Below are 19,458 nucleotides of genomic sequence, written 5' to 3'. Positions count from 1 at the left end.
CTAGCCAACCCTGGTCTTCCAACCCTGGCGACCGATCAGGGGCACGAATCGCACGGATTCGCCGACGTCGCGGGTCACGGTGCCGTTCGGGTACTTCCGGTAGGTCACCAGGTTCTGCTTGTTCCGGTCGCCTTCCGGAATCACCAACCGGCCGTCCGGCGCCAGTTGCTCGATGAGCGCGTCAGGAACGCGGGGCGCCGCGGCCGCGACCAGGATGCGGTTGAAGGGTCCCGCGTCCTTCCAGCCGACCGTGCCGTCGAACACCTGCACCTTGACGTTCGGTAGCTCGAGCGCGCGCATCCGCGCCATCGCCTCTCGGGCCAGGGGACCAAGCCGCTCGATGCTGTAGATCCGGCGGGCCAGAAGCGCCAGCACCGCCGTCTGATAGCCCGAACCCGTACCGATCTCAAGCACCGAGTCCTCGTCGCCGACAGCCAGGTCTTCGGTCATCCGGCCGACGATGTACGGCTGGGAGATCGTCTGCTCGCAACCGATCGGCAGGGCGCTGTCGCGGTACGCGTCGTTCACGAGATGGTCCGGCACGAAGAGGTGGCGAGGCACCCGTCCCATGGCCGCGAGGACGCGTTCGTCCTTCAGGCCGTACTGATCGACCAGCTTCCGCACCATGCGGCGCCGGGCGTGGCGGTAGCCGTCCGCCCGATCGACCGCGAGCGCCATCAACCCAGCGCTCCGACGAGACCGGGCAGCACGCCGTCGTTGCCGGCGATCGCTTTCCGATCTGTGAGGTCGGCAGAGAGCGGTGTGATCGAGATGTAGCCGTCCCGAACGGCCGCGGCGTCCGTGTCGTGCAGGAGTTCCGGCTCGGGCTTCCCCACCAGCCAGTACATCGAGCCGCCTCGCGGATCCGCCTGCTCCACAACCGCGTTGCGGTAGGGCCGGCGCCCGAGCCGTGAGACCCGAACGCCGCGGGGCGGATCGAGCGGGAAGTTCACGTTGAGGAGCATCCGCTCGGGAATCCCCTGCTCCAGCAGGGAGACGATCGCACGCACGGCCAACTTCGCGGCGCGTTCCATGTCGGCGGGCTGGGCCTTTCGGTACTCCTGGGAGAAGGCGACCGCCGGAACGCCGAGGAGCCGGCCTTCGAGCGCGGCTCCAACCGTACCGCTGTGCGTCACGTCGTCGCCCAGGTTGACGCCGTAGTTGATGCCCGAGACGAGCAGATCGGGCCGTTCGTCCAGTAGCGCGTGAACGCCCAGGTTGACGCAGTCGGACGGCGTCCCGTCGACCGCGAACCAGCCTTCCCGCACCACCCTGGCGCGCAGGGGCCGGAACAGCGTCAGCGCCTGGCCACAACCGCTCTGCTCGTGCAGGGGCGCAACGACCTTGTACTCGATCGGCCCTTGCGACGTGGAGAGACCGTCGAGCGCCGCGGCGAGCCGACGCAGACCGGGGGCTTCGATGCCATCGTCGTTCGTCAGCAGCAGTCGCGTCACATCCGTTCTCGCTCGTCGCGGTTCAACTGTTGCCGCCGCCACCGAACAGGCGGCCAACGATCGGCGCCAGATCGCGCAGCACGGACTTCGGAATGACCGCGGGGTCGGTGATCAGGGCATGCTCCAGCGCTCTGGCGCAGGGGCAGGATCCGGGCGGCCGTTCCGCGGGCAATGCGGCGACGATTCGGGCCACCGCTGCCTGCGCGGTGCGCGCGTTCTGCTGCAGAACGGCGAGGACGGCCTCCACGGTGACGTCCTCTTCCTCCTCGTGCCAGCAGTCGTAGTCCGTGATCAAGGCGAGAGTCGCGTAGCAGATCTCCGCCTCCCGCGCGAGCTTCGCCTCCTGCAGGTTCGTCATGCCGATCACATCGGCGTTCCAACCGCGGTGCATGAAGGACTCGGCACGGGTCGAGAACTGAGGTCCCTCCATGCACACGTAGGTGCCGCCACGGTGAACGACGGCCCCGGCGATAGCGGACTGTTCCGCGCACACGTTCATCAGAACGGGACAGATCGGGTCGGCGAAGGCGACGTGCGCCGCCAGCCCGTTACCGAAGAACGTGTCGGGCCGGTGTCGCGTGCGGTCGATGAACTGGTCGGGCACCACGATGTGGGTCGGCCGGTAGCGCCGGCGCAGCGAACCGACAGCGGACAGCGAGACCAGGCGCTCCACACCCAGCGTCTTGAAGGCGTAGATGTTGGCGCGGAAGTTCAGCTCGCTCGGCAGAATGCGGTGGCCACGTCCGTGACGGGCAAGGAAAGCGACCCGCCGGCCGCGAAGCTCCCCTAGCACGAAGACCTCCGAGGGGCTGCCGAACGGTGTCTCGATCGCACGTTCCTCGTGGACCTCGAGCTCCGCCATCGAGTAGAGGCCGGAGCCCCCAATGATCCCTACCCTCCTGGCGTCGGCGCTCATGGAGCGCTTCCGGCGATCGTCGAGTTCACCCGCAGCGCCGTCTTCAGGGCGCGCCGGCCGGCTTCGCCATCGACGAGCGGAGCCCCGCCGCCGGCGCAACGGTCAAGAAACGCTTCCAGTTCCCTGCGAAGCGGCTCGCCTTGCTCCACCTCCAGGTCGGCTGGCACGATGAGCCCGGCCGGCCCGCCGGCGGCGGCCACTGGCGCCGGCGCGCCGGCCCCGCCGCTCCGGACTCGCCGAAACCCCTTCACCGTCTGTTCCTGGTAGTCGAGCGAGTGGTACCGGTCCGCGAAGAAGACACGTAGCTGGCGCACACGCTCCGCGGAGACCCGGGACGCGGTCAGGTTCGCGACACATCCCGACTCGAGTTCGATCCGGGCGTCGGCGATGTCGACACGGTCAGACAGGACGTCGATCCCGACCGCGCGCACCTCGCGAACCGGACTCGGATCAAGGGCGTGGAGGATCTGCAGGTCGTGAATCATCAGGTCCAGCACAACGTCCACATCCAGGCTGCGAGGGCTGAAGGGCGACATCCGTTCCACTTCGACGAAGCGCGGCCCGCGACCCGATACCAGGAGTTCCTGAACGGCAGGATTGTAGAACTCGACGTGGCCCACCGCCAGAATCACGCCGCGCGTCGCCGCGGTCGCGATCATCGCGTCCGCCTGGGCGAGGTCGACCGCGATCGGCTTCTCCACCAGCACGTGGACTCCCGCCTCGATCAGCCGCTCCGCCACATGGAGGTGATCGACCGTCGGCACGGCCACTACCGCCAGGTCGACCGCTTCGGCAAGTTCCTCGAGCCCGGCCCCCACCGTGGCGCCATGTTCGCCCGCGACGCTCCTGGCCCGGGCCGCCTCCGCGTCGACTACGGTGACCGATCGGGGTTCCAGCAGGTCCGTCAGGAGGCGGACGTGATGGCGGCCCATCGCGCCGGCGCCGACCACGCCGGCCCGGCGCCCCGCCGCGGCGCCGTCACCGCCAGCTCGCCCGGAGGGTGCCGTGCCCAGTGCGAGCTCCCCTCAGGCGCCCCGCGAGCCGCGGCGCGCCGAACGGATGAAGCCCCTGGTGGAACTGCGAATGAAGGCGATCAACGCGTCCACGTCGGCGTGTCCGGCGTGCCCGGCTTCCAGTTCTTCCAGAGCCTGCGTCCTGTTCCGGCGCGAGCGGGTGACGACCCGCACGGCGCGCTCCACCGCCCGGATGTCCTCCGACGACTTCCCCTTGCGCTCCAGGCCGATGCGGTTGACGCCCATGCACGCCGGCTTGATCCCGACCGTGATGCAGAACGGCAGAGCGTCCATCGTGATCACGGAGTAGCCGCCGATGTAGGCGTGCCTGCCGACGCGGCAGAACTGGTGAACGCCGGAGAACGCCCCGATCGTGGCGTCGTCCTCGACGACCACGTGCCCGGCAAGAGTGCCGCCGTTCGTGAACACCGTACGGCTGCCCACCTGACTGTCGTGACCGACGTGGGTCTGGGTCATGAACAGGTTGTCATCGCCGATACGGGTCTCGCCGCCGCCGAACTCGGTGCCCCGGTTGATCGTGCAGAACTCCCGAAACTGGTTTCGGTCGCCAATGGTAAGCCGGCTCCTCTCCCCCTTGTACTTGAGGTCCTGCGGATCGAAGCCGATCGCCGCATGAGGAAAAACCCTGTTCGCCTGGCCGAGGACCGTATCGCCATAGATCGTCGCATGGGCGCCGATCTTCGTTCCGTCGCCTACCTGGACGCCACCGCCAATCACGGCGTAGGGGCCTACGACCACGTCCTGGCCCAACTCGGCGCCACGATCGACGATCGCCGTGGGGTGGATTCCCTTCGTCATCGTGCGTGCCGCGGCATCGGTAACCGCCGGTCGCCTCAGGCCGTCACCATGGCGGACGTGCAGACGGCCTCCACCGCCAGCTCGCCGTCCACGGTGGCCCGGCCGCGGAAACGTGAATGAAAGGTGCGAAGGCGCAACGACTCCACCTCCATCCGCAATTGATCGCCGGGGACCACGGGTCGGCGGAAGCGAGCCTTCTCGATACCCGAGAAGAAGAGCACTTTCCGATCCCGGTCCTCGAGTTCGTGCAGCAACAGAAGTGCGGCGGTCTGCGCCATCGCCTCGATCACCAGGACTCCCGGCATGATCGGGTTGCCCGGGAAGTGGCCGTCGAAGAAGGGCTCGTTGCGCGTCACGTTCTTCATCGCAACGACCCGCCGGCCCGGCTCCAGCTCCAGCACCTGGTCGACCAGAAGCAGCGGATACCGGTGCGGTAGCACGCCCTCGATCCACTTCGAGTCGAAGGGGCCCAGGATCCCTCCGCTCCCGGCCTTTTCTCCGCTCACTTCTCGTCTCCCGTGTCCGTGTCTCGATCCGCCCCTGGAGCCGCCTCGGAGTGCGCCGCCGCTTCCAACTCCTGGACGCGTCGCTCGAGACCGCGCAACGCGGCACGCATCGCCGGCAGGCGGGACTGTAACGCGTTCCGCCGGCGCCAGGCGGCGATCGGCGTCGCGGGAATGCCGGCAACCCGCTGCCCCGCCGGCACTTCCTGGAAGACGGCGGACTTGGCAGCGACCTGGACCCCGTCACCGATCTCGAAGTGACCCGCGACTCCTGCCTGACCCGCGAGCAGAACACGGTCACCGATGCGGCTGCTGCCCGAAACCCCCGCCTGGCCGCAGAGGATGCAGCCCCTGCCGATCTGGGCGTTGTGGCCCACCTGCACCAGGTTGTCGATCTTCGTGCCGCTACCGACGCGGGTTGTGTCGAACGTCGCGCGGTCGACCGCCGAGTTGGCGCCGATCTCCACGTCGTCCTCGATCACGACGACGCCGATCTGGGGCAACTTGACCTGGGATGCCGCCGCTCCCTCGGCGAAACCGAATCCGTCCGCGCCGAGCACGACACCCGAGTGGACGATCACCCGATCGCCGATCCGGCTTCCGTCGTAGACCACGACGTGAGGGTGAAGCACCGTGCCCTCTCCGATCCGACAACCCCGGCCGACCACGCTGTGAGCACCGACAACGGCGCCCGCGGCCACGGTCGACCCGGCGCCAACCACGGCGAAGGCGTCGACCCGGGCGGCGGCGTCCACGCGGGCCGCCGCATCGACGTACGCCGTCTCGTGAACGCCCCGCTCGACCTCGGGCGCCGGAAAGAGTGCCGTCATCAGGTCGGCAAGGGCGCGATAGGCGTCCTCGCAGAGCAGCAGGTCGGCGCGGAGACCGTGAAGAGTGTCGGGCGAAAGATCCCTAGGTACCAGCAACGCGCCGGCACCCGAAGAGCGCGCCCGCTCCCGGTACTTCGGGTTGGTCAGGAAGGAGAGATCCCGGTCGCCGGCGGCCTCCAGCGTGGCGACGCCGTCGATGAGCCGATCCGGATCGCCCACAAGTTCGGCGCCGACCATCGCGGCGAGATCGGCGAGGCGGTGGGTCACCGGACGAGCCTATCCCGGTGGACGCCGGCCGCGTCGGCGATACGATGCGGCACCCCCTTCGACGACTCCTGGAGGTTCCTTCGATGGATGCATCGACGATGTCGCGACTCCGTCGCCAGCTTCTAATCCTCACCTGCGCCGCCTTCGCCCTCACCCCGCCGGCCTGGGCGTCGGACAACTGGCCCCAGTTCCGCGGCCCCGGGATGAACCCGGCGGTCGAGGACAATCCGGATCTGCCGGACCGCTGGAGCCAGACGGAGAACGTCGATTGGGTGACCGAGATCCCCGGTCTCGGCTGGTCGAGTCCCATCGTCTGGGGCGACCGGGTGTTTCTCACCACCGCGGTCGCCGACGGCGACTTCGAGCGTCCGCAGGCCGGGCTCTACGCCGCGCGCGGCCGCAGCGAACCGCCCCAGGCCATCCATGACTGGCGGGTCTACTGTCTGGATCTCGAAACCGGCGAGGTCGTCTGGAGCCGCTCCGTCAAGACCGGGATCCCGGAGTTCGCCCGTCACCAGAAGCAGACGTACGCCTCCGAAACCCCCACGACCGACGGCGAGCGGATCTACGCGCGATTCGGCGACCTCGGTGTCTACGCGTTCACCATGGACGGCGCCTCCGTATGGAGCTTCGACACGCCCCACCGGCCGACGATGTGGGACTACGGCTCCGCCTCTTCGCCCGTGCTGCACGACGACCTTCTGATCATCCTCTACGACAACGAAGAGGAGTCGTGGATCGCCGGCCTCGACAAGGTCACCGGCGAGCAGCGGTGGCGCACCGACCGCGCCGAAGTCTCGAGCTGGGCCACGCCCCTCGTGTGGGCCAACGAGGTCCGCAACGAGATCGTGACGAACGGCAAGAACCGCATCCGTTCCTACGGCCTCGACGGCGAGTTGCTCTGGGAGATGGACGGCCGCATGTCCTGGGCGGCGATCGCGACGCCCTTCGCCGTCGACAACCTGATGTACATCAACTCCGGCTACTTCCAGGACCAGCGGCGGCCGGTCTTCGCCATCCGCCCCGGGGCACTCGGCGACATCACGCTCGAGGAGGACGCGACGGAGAGCGAGTTCGTCGCCTGGCACCAGCCGAAGGCCGGCAACTACAACACCTCCCCCCTGGTCTACAAGGGCATCTACTACAGCCTGCTGGACCGCGGCTTCTTCGAGGCGTATGACGCGCTGACCGGCGCACCGGTGTACGGCCGCAAGCGCGTCGCCCCCCGCGGCGGCGCCAGTTTCACGTCATCGCCGTGGGCCTACAACGACCTGGTGTTCGCGCTCAGCGAGCAGGGCGACACCTACGTGATGAGAGCGGGACCCGAGTACGAGGTGCTGCACATGAACAGCCTCGACGAGATGGCGATGGCGTCGCCCGCGATCGTGGGCGACCGGCTGCTGATCCGCACCCGGTCGAAGCTCTACAGCATCAGGAAGTAGCTACTCGCCGGGCTCAGCGGGCGTCGCCGGATAGGCGGCGTTGTAGCGCTCGATGATCAGGCTCGTGATATCGGCGGCATCTGCCGAGTACAGCAGACCGCCCTGGAACTTGTTGAAGATCGCCGTGTAGCCGAACTCCCGGCCGACCTGGGCGATGATCGGCAGCACTGCCTGCTCGATCTCGCCGAACCTCTCGGCCTGCATCTTCTGCATCTCCCGGTTCGCATCGTCCTGGGAGCGTTGCAGCCCGATCGTCATGTCCTCGAGCTGCTTTTCCATCTCCGCCAGACGATCCTCCGCCAGGGTCAGGCGGCCGTCGTTGTACTGCTTCTGCAGTGCTGCCAACTGTTCCTGCCGACCCTGGAGCTCCGTCTGCTTCTGGTCCCTGAGCCTGGTGAGTTCCTGCACCGCGACCTGGCCGCGAGCCGATTCCTGCAGTAGCCGCTCGACCTCGATCACTGCGATCTTGCTCTGGGCCAGGGCCGGCCCGGAGATCAGGGCGACAGCCCCAGCGACAAGGACCGCGCGGGTTCTGAGTGTGTCGAGTTTCATGGGGTGTTCTCCGTTGGCAGCCAGGAACCCTAGAAGCTGGTCCCGATGCTGAAGTCGAAGCTGTCGAAGCGCTCGCGGTCGAAACCGCCGAGGTCGGGGAGAGGATTCAGGTTCGTAGCGTAGATGAACCGGAGCGGCGCGCCAAGAATAGGCACATTGACCCGCAGCTCGATGCCGGCCGACATCCTCATGTGGCTGAAGTCCACATCCTGATCGTCGCCGTATACGTTACCCGCATCGACGAAGGCGACCACCCGGAACGGGCCGTTGACCAGGGTGTGGTGCTCCAGGTTGATCACGACGCTCTTGTTGCCTCCCTGCGGGAAGCCGTTCGCATCGAGCAGCGTGCGCCCGGTTTCCGGATCGCGCACCCAGATCGACCGGAAGGCGAAGCCCCTGAGGCTGTTCTCCCCGCCGAGCAGGTAGCGGTCGAGGAAGAACAACTGACGGAGATTGCCCTCGTTGTCACTGCCGAAGGGCTGGATGTAGCCGAGCTGGACGTTCGCCCTGGCCACGGTGCGCCACGCCCCCATGGTCACGGGTGTCGTGATCGCGGCCGTCAACGAGGGCCGGATGAAGAAGGACTCGCCGCCCAGCGGCCCGCCGGCGTACTCAAGCGACGCGATGAGGCGCTTGCCCCTGATCGGCTCCAGCCGGTTGTTGTGGCTGTCGAACTGGTACGTCGCGGTGATCGAGCGGCGATTGAACTCGAACAGGTGTTCGACCGTGTCGCTCGTCGTTTCGTCCCGCTCCTCCGGATCCTGGAAGAAGTAGAAGGTCTGGGACTGGTAGCTCTCGATGTCCATGTTGCTGTACGCCAACTGGACGAGTTCCCACCGGCGGAACGACCGCCCGAACGAGATGACGCCGCCCGCCTCCTTGCTGCGGTAACGCTGGTCGATCAGGAGATCGAAGTCCGTGTCGCGGTTGAACAACTGGATGCCGAAGTTCTGCGGCCGGTCCTTGACCCACGGCATGTAGTACGAGACATCGAAGATGTCACGGTAGCGGCCGGTCTGAATCGACACACCGACGGTTTCGCCCCGGCCCAGGAAGTTGCGGGTACGCAGAGCCGACTGGACGAAGAAACCGTCCAGTTCGCTATAGCCGCCGCCGAACTGGACTTCGGTCTGGCCCGTTTCCGTCCCCTTGACGATGAGATCGACCTCCTGGTCGTCGCTGTTGTAGCTCACCTCCACGGGGTCGGCCTCATTGACCACGTAGTACTCGAGCTGGCTGAGCCGCAGCAGGCTTGTCTGGAGCATTCCCGAGTTGAAGACGTCACCTTCCTTCAGCAGCATCTGGCGCCGGAGAACCCGGTCACGCGTCCGGTCGTTGCCGGTGAACTCGAGCCGTCCGACCCTGAACTGGTCGTTCTCCTCGACCGTGACCAGCACGTCCGCCACCAGATCGGCCTGTTCGATGATCTCCATCTTCACGTCCGCGAAGATGTAGCCGCTGTTGCGGTAGAGCTCTCCGATCTGCTCGACGCCCTCGTCGATCAGGTCGGAACGCAGCCAGCCGCCCTTCGGTTCCTTGAACGCCCTGAGCAGCAGCGCGTCCGGCAGCACGTCGGCGCCTTCGACAGTGACCTGTCCGAGCTTCCAGCGCGGCCCCTCCTCGACCGGCACGACCAGGGAGAGCTGCCTCTTGCGGTCCTCGAGCCGCTCCGCGTTCGGCTTGCGCTCGATTACGTCGAGTTCGGGCTCGCCCACCTCGACATCCTTGTAGCCGAAGCGGCGGTAGAGGTCCTTGACCTTGTCCAGATCCTCCTCGACGGTGGCGGAGTTGAAGACGTCGCGCTTGCGAATCCGGGTCAGCAGATTCGACTTCTTCGTCTTCTCCATCTGGCGGCGCAGCTTGCCCGCCGAGAACACCTCGTTGCCCTCGAAGTCGACCTGGCCGATCTTGACCCGTCCACCCTCGTCAACCGTGATGAGAACACGCTTCTCGCCAAGGCCCGCGTCCTGTACGTCAACGTGGATCCCGGCGAAGCGGAACCCCCGCTCCTCATAGAGCTTCTTGATCGCCTGCTCGAGGCGCGCCAATTCGCCGAGGTCGAGCGGCAGATCCTCGTAGACCGAGATGCGCTCCCGATCCGTCATGTCGCCGATGTCGCTGCGCTTCAGCTTCTTCAGCCCCTCGTAGTCGAGCGAGGTCAGGAGAGGCCGCTCCGTGATCGCCACCCTTACCCCAACGCCGTCGCCCTCCGCCTCGCCCGCGACGGAGATGTCGTCGATCAGCTCCCGTTCCCAGAGCTCCTTGATCCGATCATTCAGGCGGCCGGGATCCCACGGCTTGCCCGGCTCAAGATCCAGGTAATAGCTCAGGCTTTCTTCGCTCAGCGTCTCGACACCGGTGTACTCGACCGACACGATCGGGCGACCGACGAGGAGTTGAGCAGCGGCCGGCGACACCGCCAGAAGCACGGCCAGAAGCGTCCCCATCCCCGCAAGAACGGTGCAGCGGCTTCGATCAGGATTCGGCAAGAGCAGGTTCCTCCTCGCGGGCTGCTGAATGTGTCGCGCCGGCGGGAACTTCGTCCCCGACGACCTGCGGGGTTACCTCTTCCAGGACCAGCTCCCTCTCGGCCAGCGAGCCCTCCCCGTTGGCGGCGGGACCCTGGTCCGGTGCCAGATCGACCCGGATCCGATGAATCCTGGCGCCCGTACGCTGGATCAGCAGGTCGGAAACGGCATCCTGGACGTGGCGCTGGATCGTGCGGCGGAGCGGCCGGGCGCCGGTCGACGGGTCGATTCCAGCCTGCTCCAGCAGCCATTCGCACGCCGCGGGAGTCACATCGACCGCCAGACCACGCTCGGCGAGCGTCTCGTTGACGTCCGAGAGCAGCAGATCGACGATGGCACGCAACTCGTCGCGCCCCAGCGGATTGAACACGATCGTCTCGTCGATTCGATTGATGAACTCGGGGCTGAAGGACCGCTGAAGCTCGGCAAGCGTCTCCTCTCGCACCCCGGCGAAGTCGTCGTCCGAGGAGCCGCCGAAGCCCATCCGGCCTCCCTTGAGCACCAGCTTGCTCCCGAGGTTCGACGTCAGGAGCACGAGCGAGTGGCGGAAGTCGACATGGTTGCCGTAGGCGTCCGTCAGGGTCCCCTCCTCGAGGATCTGCAGCAGCAGGCCCGCGATGTCCGGGTGCGCCTTCTCGATCTCGTCGAAGAGGATCAGGGAGTATGGCTGGCGCCGCACCCGCTCGGTCAACTGGCCGCCCTCCTCGTAACCGACATAGCCCGGCGGAGAGCCGATCAGCTTGGACGCCGCGTACTTCTCCATGTACTCGCTCATGTCGAATCGGAGCAGCGCGTTCTGACTGCCGAACAGGAACTCGGCCAGGCGGCGCGCCACCTCGGTCTTGCCGACGCCGCTGGGCCCCAGGAAGATGAAGGAACCGACCGGACGCCGGGGATCGGAGACGCCGAGCCGCGACCTGCGGATGGCGCGGCTGATCGCGCGGATCGCCCGCTCCTGGCCCACGATCCGCTTGCGCAGCGCCTCCTCCATGTTCATCAGACGCTCGGCCTCGTCGCTGCGCAGAGCCGCCACCGGCACGCCGGTCCAGGAGGCGATCACCTCCTCCACATCCTGCGCTGTGACGACGAGATCATGGGCGCCCTGGTCATGCAACCGCTGCATGCTCTCCAAATCTTCCCGAAGCTCGATCTCGCGCTCCCGGTAGCGGACCGCGCGGTCGAAGTCCTTGTCGGAAACCGCCGCCTTCATCTCGGCCACGACCTGCCGGATCTCCGTTTCGAGCTGGCGCGTCTGCCGTGTATCTCTCACCCGGCGCAGCTTGACCCGGGCGCCGGCCTCGTCCATCACATCGATCGACTTGTCCGGCTGGTAGCGGTCGGGGATGTAGCGGTTCGACCCGGCCACCGCGGCCCGCAGAGCGCCGTCGTCGTAGGCCACCTTGTGGAAACCCTGGTAGCGCTCCTTGAGCCCCACCAGGATGTCGTACGTCTCGTCGGCCGTCGGCGGCTGGACCTGGATCGCCTGGAAGCGTCGCAGCAAGGAGCGGTCCTTCTCGATGTAGCGGCGGTACTCGCGCTGCGTCGTGGCGCCGATGCAGGCGATGTCGCCCCTGGACAGCGCCGGTTTGAGGATGTTCGCCGCGTCGAGCGATCCTTCGGCCGAGCCCGCCCCGACCAGGGCGTGAATCTCGTCGATGAAGACGAGGATGTCCTCGCCTTCCTCCAGCTCCTTGAGGATGCCCTTCAGACGTTCCTCGAACTGACCCCGGTACTTCGTGCCGGCCACGATCAACGACAGGTCGAGGGCGACGATGCGCTTGGTCGCCAGGAACCTCGGCACCCGCCCCAGCACGACGCGCTGAGCCAGACCCTCGACGATCGCCGTCTTGCCCACTCCCGGCTCGCCGAGGAGGATCGGGTTGTTCTTCGTGCGCCGGGCGAGGATCTGGACGATCCGTCCGACCTCCTCGTCACGGCCGATGAGGGGGTCGAACTGATCCTGCTGGGCTAACGCGGTCAGGTCGCGGCCGAACTCGCTGAGGAAGGGCAACTCCTGTTTCCCACGCCGGTTGGCGCGCTCCCGCGCCACCTGCGCCACCTCCTCGCGCACCGTCGCGACGTCGAACCCGTACTGAACCAGGATGCGCTGCGCCAGACAACCTTCGACCCGCAGCACGCCGATCAGCAGGTGCTCGGAACCGACCGAAGAGTGGACCATGCTCTCGGCTTCGTGCGATGCATACGCGAGGATCTTCTTCGATTCCTCCGAGAGCGGCAGCTCCGCGGTCGACGAGATGCGCTCGACGAACACGCGCTCTCCCTCGATCTCGCGCCGGAGATCTTCCGGCTTGATCTCGAGCCGCTGGAGCAACTCGGTGATCGAATCCTCGCCCTCCCGGAGAATGCCGAGGAGAATGTGCTCCGACTCGATGACGCGGCTACCCAGCTTGCTCGCCTCGTAGCGAGCGAAGAAGAGCGCCCGGCGCGCTTTCTCGTTGTACTTCTCGAACACGGACATTACTCCCGGCGCTGCGCGCCAGCCTCTACCTGCAGTCTATCGACGCAGTCCTCTAGGCGGGTGTCAACCTTCCCCCATCCAGACGCAGCACGCTGCCGCAGCGACGCGCCACCTCCGGGTTATGCGTCACCAGCACCATGGTCGTTCCTCGACGGCGCCTGAGGCCGGCGAGCAGTTCCAGTACCTGCTCGCCGCTAGCCGCATCCAGGTTGCCGGTCGGTTCGTCGGCAAGCAGCACCGGCGGCTCGAGCACCAGCGCGCGGCAGATCGCCACACGCTGCCGCTCACCGCCGGATAGCTGCTGGGGAAAGTCGGCGGCACGATCCTTGAGCCCGACCTGATCGAGCAGTTCCAGCCCGTCGGCCAGAAGCGACGCCGCGGAACGGCCCGCGATCCGTCCCGGCATGATCACGTTCTCGATCGCCGTGAAATCGGGCAGTAACTGGTGAAACTGGAACACGAATCCGAGGGAGCGGTTCCGGAACCCGGCCAGCGCCGCCGGCCTGGAGGCGGAGACGTCCACGCCGTCGATACGGACCGTCCCGGCGTCGGCGGTATCCAGCGCCCCGAGGATGTTCAGCAGGGTCGACTTCCCCGAGCCCGAGGGTCCGACGATGGCGACCGTACCGCCGGGGGCGAGTTCGAGATCGACGCCGCGTAGCACCTGACGCCGGACTTCGCCGTCGCGGTAGGCCTTGGTGACTCCGGACACGGAGATCATGTCCGGGCGCTCCGCATCGCCTCGACCGGATCCAGGCGGCTCGCCCTGCGCGCGCTCAGCAGCGAAGCAGCGCCGGTGAAGACCACCGTTGAGGCCACCACGATGAGCACGTCGCTGCCCCGGACCAGAAACGGCACATACTCGACGATGTAGACGTCGGCCGGCAGCGAGATGACCCGAAAGCGGTCCAGGAAGGCCGCCACGCCCGCGCCCAACGCGCCGCCGAGACCGGCTCCTCCGACCGACAGCAACGCGCCGAGCGCAAGGAAGATCCGCTGCAACCGGGCCGGAGCCGCCCCCATCGCCGCCAGCGCACCGACCTCGGAGCGCTTGCTCGACAACACCAGGGACAGCGACGCGAGCAGCGCGAAGGCCGCCACCGCGACGATCAGCACGACCGCCGAGAACACCAGGCTCTTCTCAAGCCGCAGCACGAACAGGAGCGCGCGGTTCGCCTCGCGCCAACCGACGACGGCCGCTTTGGCCGGGTCGACCGTCTCGCGCAGGAAACCGGCCACCTGTTCCGGCTCGGCCTCCGGCTCCAGAGTGAGGTCGAGCCGGCGGTCCCCGCCGGCGAAGAGGGCGGACGCCTCCTCGAGCGGCAACAGGATCGGCAGTTCCTCGTAGTCGGCACGGTCGGAGCGATAGATGCCGGCGACCGGCAGGGTGCGCGTCCTCGGACGGGGGCCAAGCGGCGTCAACCCGGGCCGCGGCGAGAAGACGCGCACCGTCTCGCCGACGGCAAGCCCCAGCTTCTGGGCGACGGCTATCGGAACAATCAGTCCGCGCGCCGCCCGGTCCCCGACCGGGATCCACACGGGCGGCGCCTTCTCAAAGCCCAGGACTTCTACCTGTTCGACACTCGCCCCAACGGCCAGCCAGCCCCGTGCATACAGCACCTCCTGGACCGCCGAGACGCCATTCGTCGCCGCCGCCCACGCGACCAGCGCCGCCGAGTCCTCCGCGGCCTCGCCAGCGACGCCCGCGCCGGAGCCGGCCAGTTCCAGTTGCAGGGCCGGCGTGTGGCGCGCCAGATCGGTGAGCAGGTGGTTCTGAAAGCCCGAGAGCGCCGCCAGCGCCAGGACCAGCGCCGCCGTGCCCACCGCCAGGCCGCCGGCCGTCAGCGAAGACAGCACCCGGATGTGCGCGTCCGCCCGAGTCGAGCGGAAGTACCTCAGCGCAACGTGCCAGACGAACCCCACGGCAACGCGAGGCTACTCCGTTTCCACGTCTCCCTCGTCGAGGACTCCGACATAGGGCAGGTTGCGGTAGCGGTCGTTGTAGTCGAGCCCGTAGCCGACCACGAAGACGTCGTCCACCTCGAAACCGCGATAGTGGATGGGGACCACCGTCTCCCGCTTGCATGCCTTGTCCAGCAACACACAGAGGCGAACCGAACGCGCGCCGCGGAAACCCATCAGGGCCATGATCGTGCGCATCGTGTAGCCGGTGTCCACGATGTCCTCGATCAGTAGCACATCGCGGCCGGCCAGGGAGTGGTCGAGGTCGCGCCGGATCCGCACCTCGCCCGGCGAGGTCGTCTCCCCCCGGTAACTCGAGGTCTGGAAGAAGTCGACCACGAGGGGCCGCGAGAGGCGCTGCAGAAGATCCGACAGGAAGAAGACGGAGCCCTTCAACACGCCGACACAGAGGAGGTCCTCGCTGTCCGCGAAATCGCGCTCGATCTCGAGCGCCAGTTCGTCGACGCGACGCTGCAGCCTCTCCCTGGAAATGAGTTCCCGGGGCATTCCGTTCACAGGCATCGATGTCCTTCCGCGCCGCCTGGAGGCGACAGGCAGGTCGTGTATGGTCTCCCGCACTCCACGACGGGGATCAGAGGAGTGAATCAGGCCAAGGATACAGGGCCGGACACGGGTCTTGGCGCCGAACTCGAGGGGAGCCGCGGACGATGGCTCGAAGCTGGATGGCCGCGGCCCGAAGCCGTCCTGGTCACCGGCTCCGGCCTGAATCTCGACCTGGGCGAGCGGGTTGCCGGACGCTGGCCGTTCGACGAGTTGCTTCCCTTCGACGTCGAAGCGATCGAGGGTCACGCCGCCACGGCCGAAGTGGTCCGTATGACGAACGGAAAGTTCGTGCTGTACTGCCGCGGCCGGCTCCACGCCTACCAGGGGTACACCGCCGCCCAGGTCGTCTACCTGGTGCGGCTGGCGGCGCTTCTCGGAGCCCGCTTGCTTGTCATCACGAACGCCGCCGGCTCCCTGCGGCGCGAGCTGCCGCCAGGTTCAATCGCGGCGCTCTCCGATCACGTCAACCTGACCGGACTGAACCCGCTTCGCGGACGCCTGCCCGCGAGCTGGGGGCCTCAGTTCCCGGACCTGGCCGACGCCTATGACCCGGCGCTGCGCCGCCGCTTCATCGAACTCGGCGACGCCGCCGGAATCCCGATAGGCGAAGGCGTCTACCTGGGCCTGTTGGGGCCTTCCTACGAGACTCCGGCGGAGATCCGCGCCTACCAGGCCCTCGGCGTCGACCTGGTCGGCATGTCGACCGTTCTGGAAGTGATCGCCGCCCGCCACATGGGCCTCCGCGTGCTCGGCTTCTCCCTGGTCACGAACATGGGCGTCGGCATCGAGGAAGGACCCGTCGACCACGAGGACGTGCTCAAGGTCGGCGGCGCCGCCGCGGCCGGCATCGCTCGGCTGACCTCCGATCTCCTCGGCGATCACGATTTCTGGCACTCCGAATCCTGCTGAGCCATGTCCGAACTCGAAGCCCAGATCAGAAACCGGCGCGCGAAGCGCGACCGCCTCCGTGAGCGCGGCGTCGATCCCTATCCGACCCGCGCCGCCTACGACCTCGAGCCGAGCGCGATCTCCGAACGCTACGGCGACCTCTCCGCCGAGCAGCTCGACGAGGCCGCGATCCGTCTCCGGGTGCCGGGCCGCGTCCGCGCCCACCGGACCCACGGCAAGGCGGCCTTTCTCGACATCTCCGACGCCGCCGGCGCCAAGGTGCAGGTTCTGCTCCGCCGCAACCAGGTGGGCGAAGAGGCCTGGTGGCTGCTCTCGCAACTCGACATCGGCGACTACGTGCTCGCCAAGGGTCAACTGATCCGCACCCGCACCGGCGAGCTGACCGTCATGGCCGACCGTCTGGAACTTCTCGCCAAGGCCACCAGGCCCCTGCCCGAGAAGTGGCACGGCCTGGCCGACCGCGAAGAGCGCTACCGCCGGCGGTATCTCGATCTCCTGAACTCGCCGGAGTCCCGGCACCGCTTCGTCGTCCGTTCGCGGGCCATCACCGCCATACGCCGTTTCCTGCTCGACCTGGACTTCCTGGAAGTCGAGACGCCGATGATGCAGGCCATACCGGGCGGCGCCGCCGCGAGACCGTTCGTTACCCATCACAACGCCCTCGACCTCGATCTCTACCTGCGCATCGCCCCCGAGCTGTACCTCAAGCGATTGCTCGTCGGCGGTCTGCACCGGGTGTTCGAGATCAACCGCAACTTCCGCAACGAGGGCATCTCGACCCAGCACAACCCCGAATTCACAATGCTCGAGTTCTACTGGGCCTACTCGGACTACGAACAACTGATGGATATCACCGAACAGTTGCTCGCCGCCGTCGTCGGCGACGCCGGCGGAGGCACCGCGACCTGCACCTTCCGGCGCGACGAGATCGACTTCACCCCGGCGTGGCCCCGCTACAGCGTCCGGGATTCCCTGATCGAGATCGGAGGCCTCGACGCCACCACCGTGGACGATGAGTCCGCGCTCGCAGCCGAACTGGCAAGGCACGGCGAGGCGGAACCCAGGAGCCCCGGTTACGGCAACCTCCTGATGGCCCTCTTCGACCGGCTGGTCGAACCGAAGCTCATTCAACCCACCTTCATCCATGACTACCCGATCGAAGTCTCGCCCTTCGCCAAGCTGACCGCCGGCGACTCCCGCTTCACCGAGCGGTTCGAACTCTTCATCGGCGGCATGGAGATCGCCAACGCCTTCACCGAGCTGAACGACCCGGACGCCCAGGCGGAGCGCTTCCGCCAGCAACTGGCCGCCCGTGAAAGCGGCGACGACGAGGCCCACCGTTTCGACCGCGACTACGTCGAGGCTCTCCAGTACGGCATGCCCCCCGCCGGCGGCCTGGGCCTCGGCATCGACCGACTGGTCATGCTGTTGACGGATGCCCAGTCGATCCGGGATGTGATCCTGTTTCCGTTGCTGCGACCGCGGTAGGAGCCGTCAGAGCCAAGGCACCGTCGAGGGACTCCTGGTCCAGAAGGTCGTCGAACCGGGTACTGTGCTCCACGTCCGGGCCGATGCCGATGAAGTGCCAGCTCAGCCTGCGGCTGGCTTCCCGGTCCCACGGGCGGTTGCCGAAGTAGGTCCTGCGCTCGGCTGATCTGCCGCCGAGCGCGCGCCTGGCCGCGATCCGCATGATCCCGACGCGGCTTACGGCGTCCGAACCGGAGGCGAGGTTCAGCGTGTCCGGATCGAGGCCGATGGCCCGGAGCTTCATCGCGGCGCTGTCCTTCCAACCGCCGGTGGCGATCGCGACAGCGACGTCCGGGCGGGCGGCGAGCCGGTTGACAAAGGCGCGGGCGCCGGGGACTTCCGGCAGCCGGTCACCGCGGGCGGCGAGGTAGCCGGCTACGAGGGCGATGAACTCCCGCTTGACGGAAACGTGAGCCTGGGAGCGGTCGCCTCCGGCTCCGTTGCGATCCAGGACCTCGTTCAGGATGCCGCTGTCCGTTTGGTGCCGATACCCGGCCCAGTCCTCGTCGACATCGATCTTCAGCGCGTTCCTGATCGCCCGGGCATAGAGGACACCGTCGAAGTCCTCGGACTCGACCAGCGTTCCGTCCACGTCGAAGACGACCAGGTGCATCGGCAATCAGTCCGCGCGCCGTGCGGTAAGCCACTGCTCCACCGCCCGCCTGGCCGGATCCTCGAGCCACGGCAGGACGCCAAGGTTGCCTTCGCGGGCGGCGGCTTCGACGTCGACTTCGTCCCGGTCGAGGAAGCGTGCGGCCCGATAGTAGGCGTCGCCGCCCGTGACGGCGACATCGCCGAGCTCGATCAGGTGGCCCGCGAGTTCGCGGGCGAGGCGGAGTCTTGCAGGCAGCGGTGGCGCGGGCAGCGGCCGCGGAAGGCGATGTTCGAGACCGGCTGCTTCGGCGGCAGTTCGGAAGGCCGACTCGTCCGGGGGCGAATCGTCACCGTGAAACACGGCGTCGAAGGCCTCGGGCCACGTCCGTTCCAGACGTTCGGCGAGGAGGTGGCGCTCGCGGGCATCGAACGTCATCACGCGAGGCACGACGCGACGCGCCCCGGCGGCCGCGAGCCGGGGCATGGCCGTCTCCAAGACCCCCGGCTGGTCCGTCCAGCCACCGACGAGGGGCCAGACGAGAGTGGCGTGCCGGGCCGGGACTGGCGCGAACGGCAGGTCGGGCTGGGGACCCTCGAGTAGCTTCTCCTGCAGCAGGGCCGCCTCCGCAATCAGGCAGTCGAGCAGGTCGACAGCGACGATGGCGTTTTCGGGAAGCTCGGCGGCCGCGGCGACAACGGGGCTGAGGGGGCTGACGCGGGACGCGGGCTGCGGCGAATGAGGGGCGTCCTGCCGCAGCCATTGCCAACCGGAGGCCAGCGCGACCGAAACGCCTTCCGCCACGACGTGCAGAACCAGGGGCGCGCCGGCAGCGGCCGCGGCCTCGACGATCGCCGCGCGGAGCGGAGCGCAGTCGGCCGGGAGCGGGGGAACGTAGACGACGTCGGCGGCCCTGCGGACGAGTCGCCAAACATCGGAGGCGGCCGGCGCCGGTCCGGCGTCCGCGGTCCGCAATCCGCAGGTGGCGAAATCGCAGTACAGCCGTCCGCCGTCCCCGACCAGCGGCCAGCGGGAGAAGCTGTGACGAATCCAGAGGTTCGCGGGTTCGGCGACGTGTTCCCGAAGCGTGAGGGACGTCAC

General features: G+C 67.7%; 18 protein-coding genes. 3 read left to right on the top strand and 15 right to left on the bottom strand.

Going from position 1 to position 19,458, the window contains the following annotated elements; genetic code table 11:
* The 7 genes from OXG83_02760 to lpxD form a co-directional block, all read right to left on the bottom strand.
* Positions 1-678, bottom strand: a complete 678-nt coding sequence (locus OXG83_02760) for a protein-L-isoaspartate(D-aspartate) O-methyltransferase (GenBank protein ID MCY3963936.1) — start codon at positions 676-678, stop codon at positions 1-3.
* Positions 678-1,454, bottom strand: coding sequence for a 5'/3'-nucleotidase SurE (gene surE / locus OXG83_02755; protein MCY3963935.1), 777 nt, complete (start codon positions 1,452-1,454; stop codon positions 678-680). The genes OXG83_02760 and surE overlap by 1 nt, the downstream gene beginning before the upstream one ends.
* Before the next feature lie 22 nt (positions 1,455-1,476).
* Positions 1,477-2,370, bottom strand: coding sequence for an S-methyl-5'-thioadenosine phosphorylase (gene mtnP, locus OXG83_02750; protein MCY3963934.1), 894 nt, complete (start codon positions 2,368-2,370; stop codon positions 1,477-1,479).
* Positions 2,367-3,320 (bottom strand): Gfo/Idh/MocA family oxidoreductase, encoded by a 954-nt coding sequence (locus tag OXG83_02745; GenBank protein MCY3963933.1) that lies wholly within the window; start codon positions 3,318-3,320, stop codon positions 2,367-2,369. The genes mtnP and OXG83_02745 overlap by 4 nt, the downstream gene beginning before the upstream one ends.
* Positions 3,321-3,395: 75 nt before the next feature.
* Positions 3,396-4,202, bottom strand: a complete 807-nt coding sequence (lpxA, locus tag OXG83_02740; protein MCY3963932.1) for an acyl-ACP--UDP-N-acetylglucosamine O-acyltransferase — start codon at positions 4,200-4,202, stop codon at positions 3,396-3,398.
* A gap of 35 nt (positions 4,203-4,237) precedes the next feature.
* Positions 4,238-4,708 (bottom strand): 3-hydroxyacyl-ACP dehydratase FabZ, encoded by a 471-nt coding sequence (fabZ, locus tag OXG83_02735; protein ID MCY3963931.1) that lies wholly within the window; start codon positions 4,706-4,708, stop codon positions 4,238-4,240.
* Positions 4,705-5,802, bottom strand: coding sequence for a UDP-3-O-(3-hydroxymyristoyl)glucosamine N-acyltransferase (lpxD, locus tag OXG83_02730; GenBank protein MCY3963930.1), 1,098 nt, complete (start codon positions 5,800-5,802; stop codon positions 4,705-4,707). Before lpxD ends, fabZ begins: the two co-directional genes overlap by 4 nt.
* Before the next feature lie 98 nt (positions 5,803-5,900).
* On the opposite strand from lpxD, the gene OXG83_02725 reads away from it, so the two are divergent.
* Positions 5,901-7,244 carry a PQQ-binding-like beta-propeller repeat protein gene (locus OXG83_02725; protein ID MCY3963929.1) on the top strand — a complete coding sequence of 448 codons (1,344 nt, stop codon included), beginning with the start codon at positions 5,901-5,903 and terminating at the stop codon, positions 7,242-7,244.
* Here OXG83_02725 and OXG83_02720 read toward each other — a convergent pair whose 3' ends face one another.
* The 6 genes from OXG83_02720 to hpt are packed head-to-tail and all read right to left on the bottom strand — an operon-like array spanning position 7,245 to position 15,287.
* Positions 7,245-7,796: an OmpH family outer membrane protein gene (locus OXG83_02720; GenBank protein MCY3963928.1), complete on the bottom strand. Its 552-nt coding sequence runs from the start codon at positions 7,794-7,796 to the stop codon at positions 7,245-7,247.
* Between the two features lie 29 nt (positions 7,797-7,825).
* Positions 7,826-10,285 carry an outer membrane protein assembly factor BamA gene (gene bamA, locus OXG83_02715; GenBank protein ID MCY3963927.1) on the bottom strand — a complete coding sequence of 820 codons (2,460 nt, stop codon included), beginning with the start codon at positions 10,283-10,285 and terminating at the stop codon, positions 7,826-7,828.
* On the bottom strand, positions 10,272-12,797 hold the full coding sequence (locus OXG83_02710) for an ATP-dependent Clp protease ATP-binding subunit (protein MCY3963926.1): 2,526 nt from the start codon (positions 12,795-12,797) through the stop codon (positions 10,272-10,274). Before OXG83_02710 ends, bamA begins: the two co-directional genes overlap by 14 nt.
* A 58-nt stretch (positions 12,798-12,855) precedes the next feature.
* Positions 12,856-13,524, bottom strand: a complete 669-nt coding sequence (locus OXG83_02705; protein ID MCY3963925.1) for an ABC transporter ATP-binding protein — start codon at positions 13,522-13,524, stop codon at positions 12,856-12,858.
* Positions 13,521-14,726 carry an ABC transporter permease gene (locus OXG83_02700; protein MCY3963924.1) on the bottom strand — a complete coding sequence of 402 codons (1,206 nt, stop codon included), beginning with the start codon at positions 14,724-14,726 and terminating at the stop codon, positions 13,521-13,523. The genes OXG83_02705 and OXG83_02700 overlap by 4 nt, the downstream gene beginning before the upstream one ends.
* Positions 14,727-14,738: 12 nt before the next feature.
* A complete protein-coding gene (gene hpt / locus OXG83_02695; GenBank protein ID MCY3963923.1) occupies positions 14,739-15,287 on the bottom strand; it encodes a hypoxanthine phosphoribosyltransferase in 549 nt (182 codons plus the stop codon).
* 78 nt (positions 15,288-15,365) lie between these two features.
* Between hpt and OXG83_02690 the strand changes: the two genes are divergently transcribed.
* Together OXG83_02690 and lysS are read left to right on the top strand one after the other, a co-directional pair.
* Positions 15,366-16,238, top strand: a complete 873-nt coding sequence (locus OXG83_02690; protein ID MCY3963922.1) for a purine-nucleoside phosphorylase — start codon at positions 15,366-15,368, stop codon at positions 16,236-16,238.
* Between the two features lie 3 nt (positions 16,239-16,241).
* Positions 16,242-17,726, top strand: coding sequence for a lysine--tRNA ligase (gene lysS / locus OXG83_02685; GenBank protein MCY3963921.1), 1,485 nt, complete (start codon positions 16,242-16,244; stop codon positions 17,724-17,726).
* On the opposite strand, the gene OXG83_02680 is transcribed toward lysS, so the two are convergent.
* Both OXG83_02680 and OXG83_02675 read right to left on the bottom strand, forming a co-directional pair.
* Positions 17,659-18,378, bottom strand: a complete 720-nt coding sequence (locus OXG83_02680; protein ID MCY3963920.1) for a haloacid dehalogenase-like hydrolase — start codon at positions 18,376-18,378, stop codon at positions 17,659-17,661. The genes lysS and OXG83_02680 overlap by 68 nt on opposite strands.
* A 6-nt stretch (positions 18,379-18,384) precedes the next feature.
* The gene (locus tag OXG83_02675) at positions 18,385-19,458 is read right to left on the bottom strand and encodes a hypothetical protein (GenBank protein ID MCY3963919.1); all 1,074 of its coding nucleotides are present in this window, start codon (positions 19,456-19,458) and stop codon (positions 18,385-18,387) included.

The organism is Acidobacteriota bacterium (genome assembly GCA_026707545.1).
In the GTDB taxonomy this organism is placed as follows: domain Bacteria; phylum Acidobacteriota; class Thermoanaerobaculia; order Multivoradales; family Multivoraceae; genus Multivorans.
This window is presented reverse-complemented; position numbering and strand designations above follow the sequence as displayed.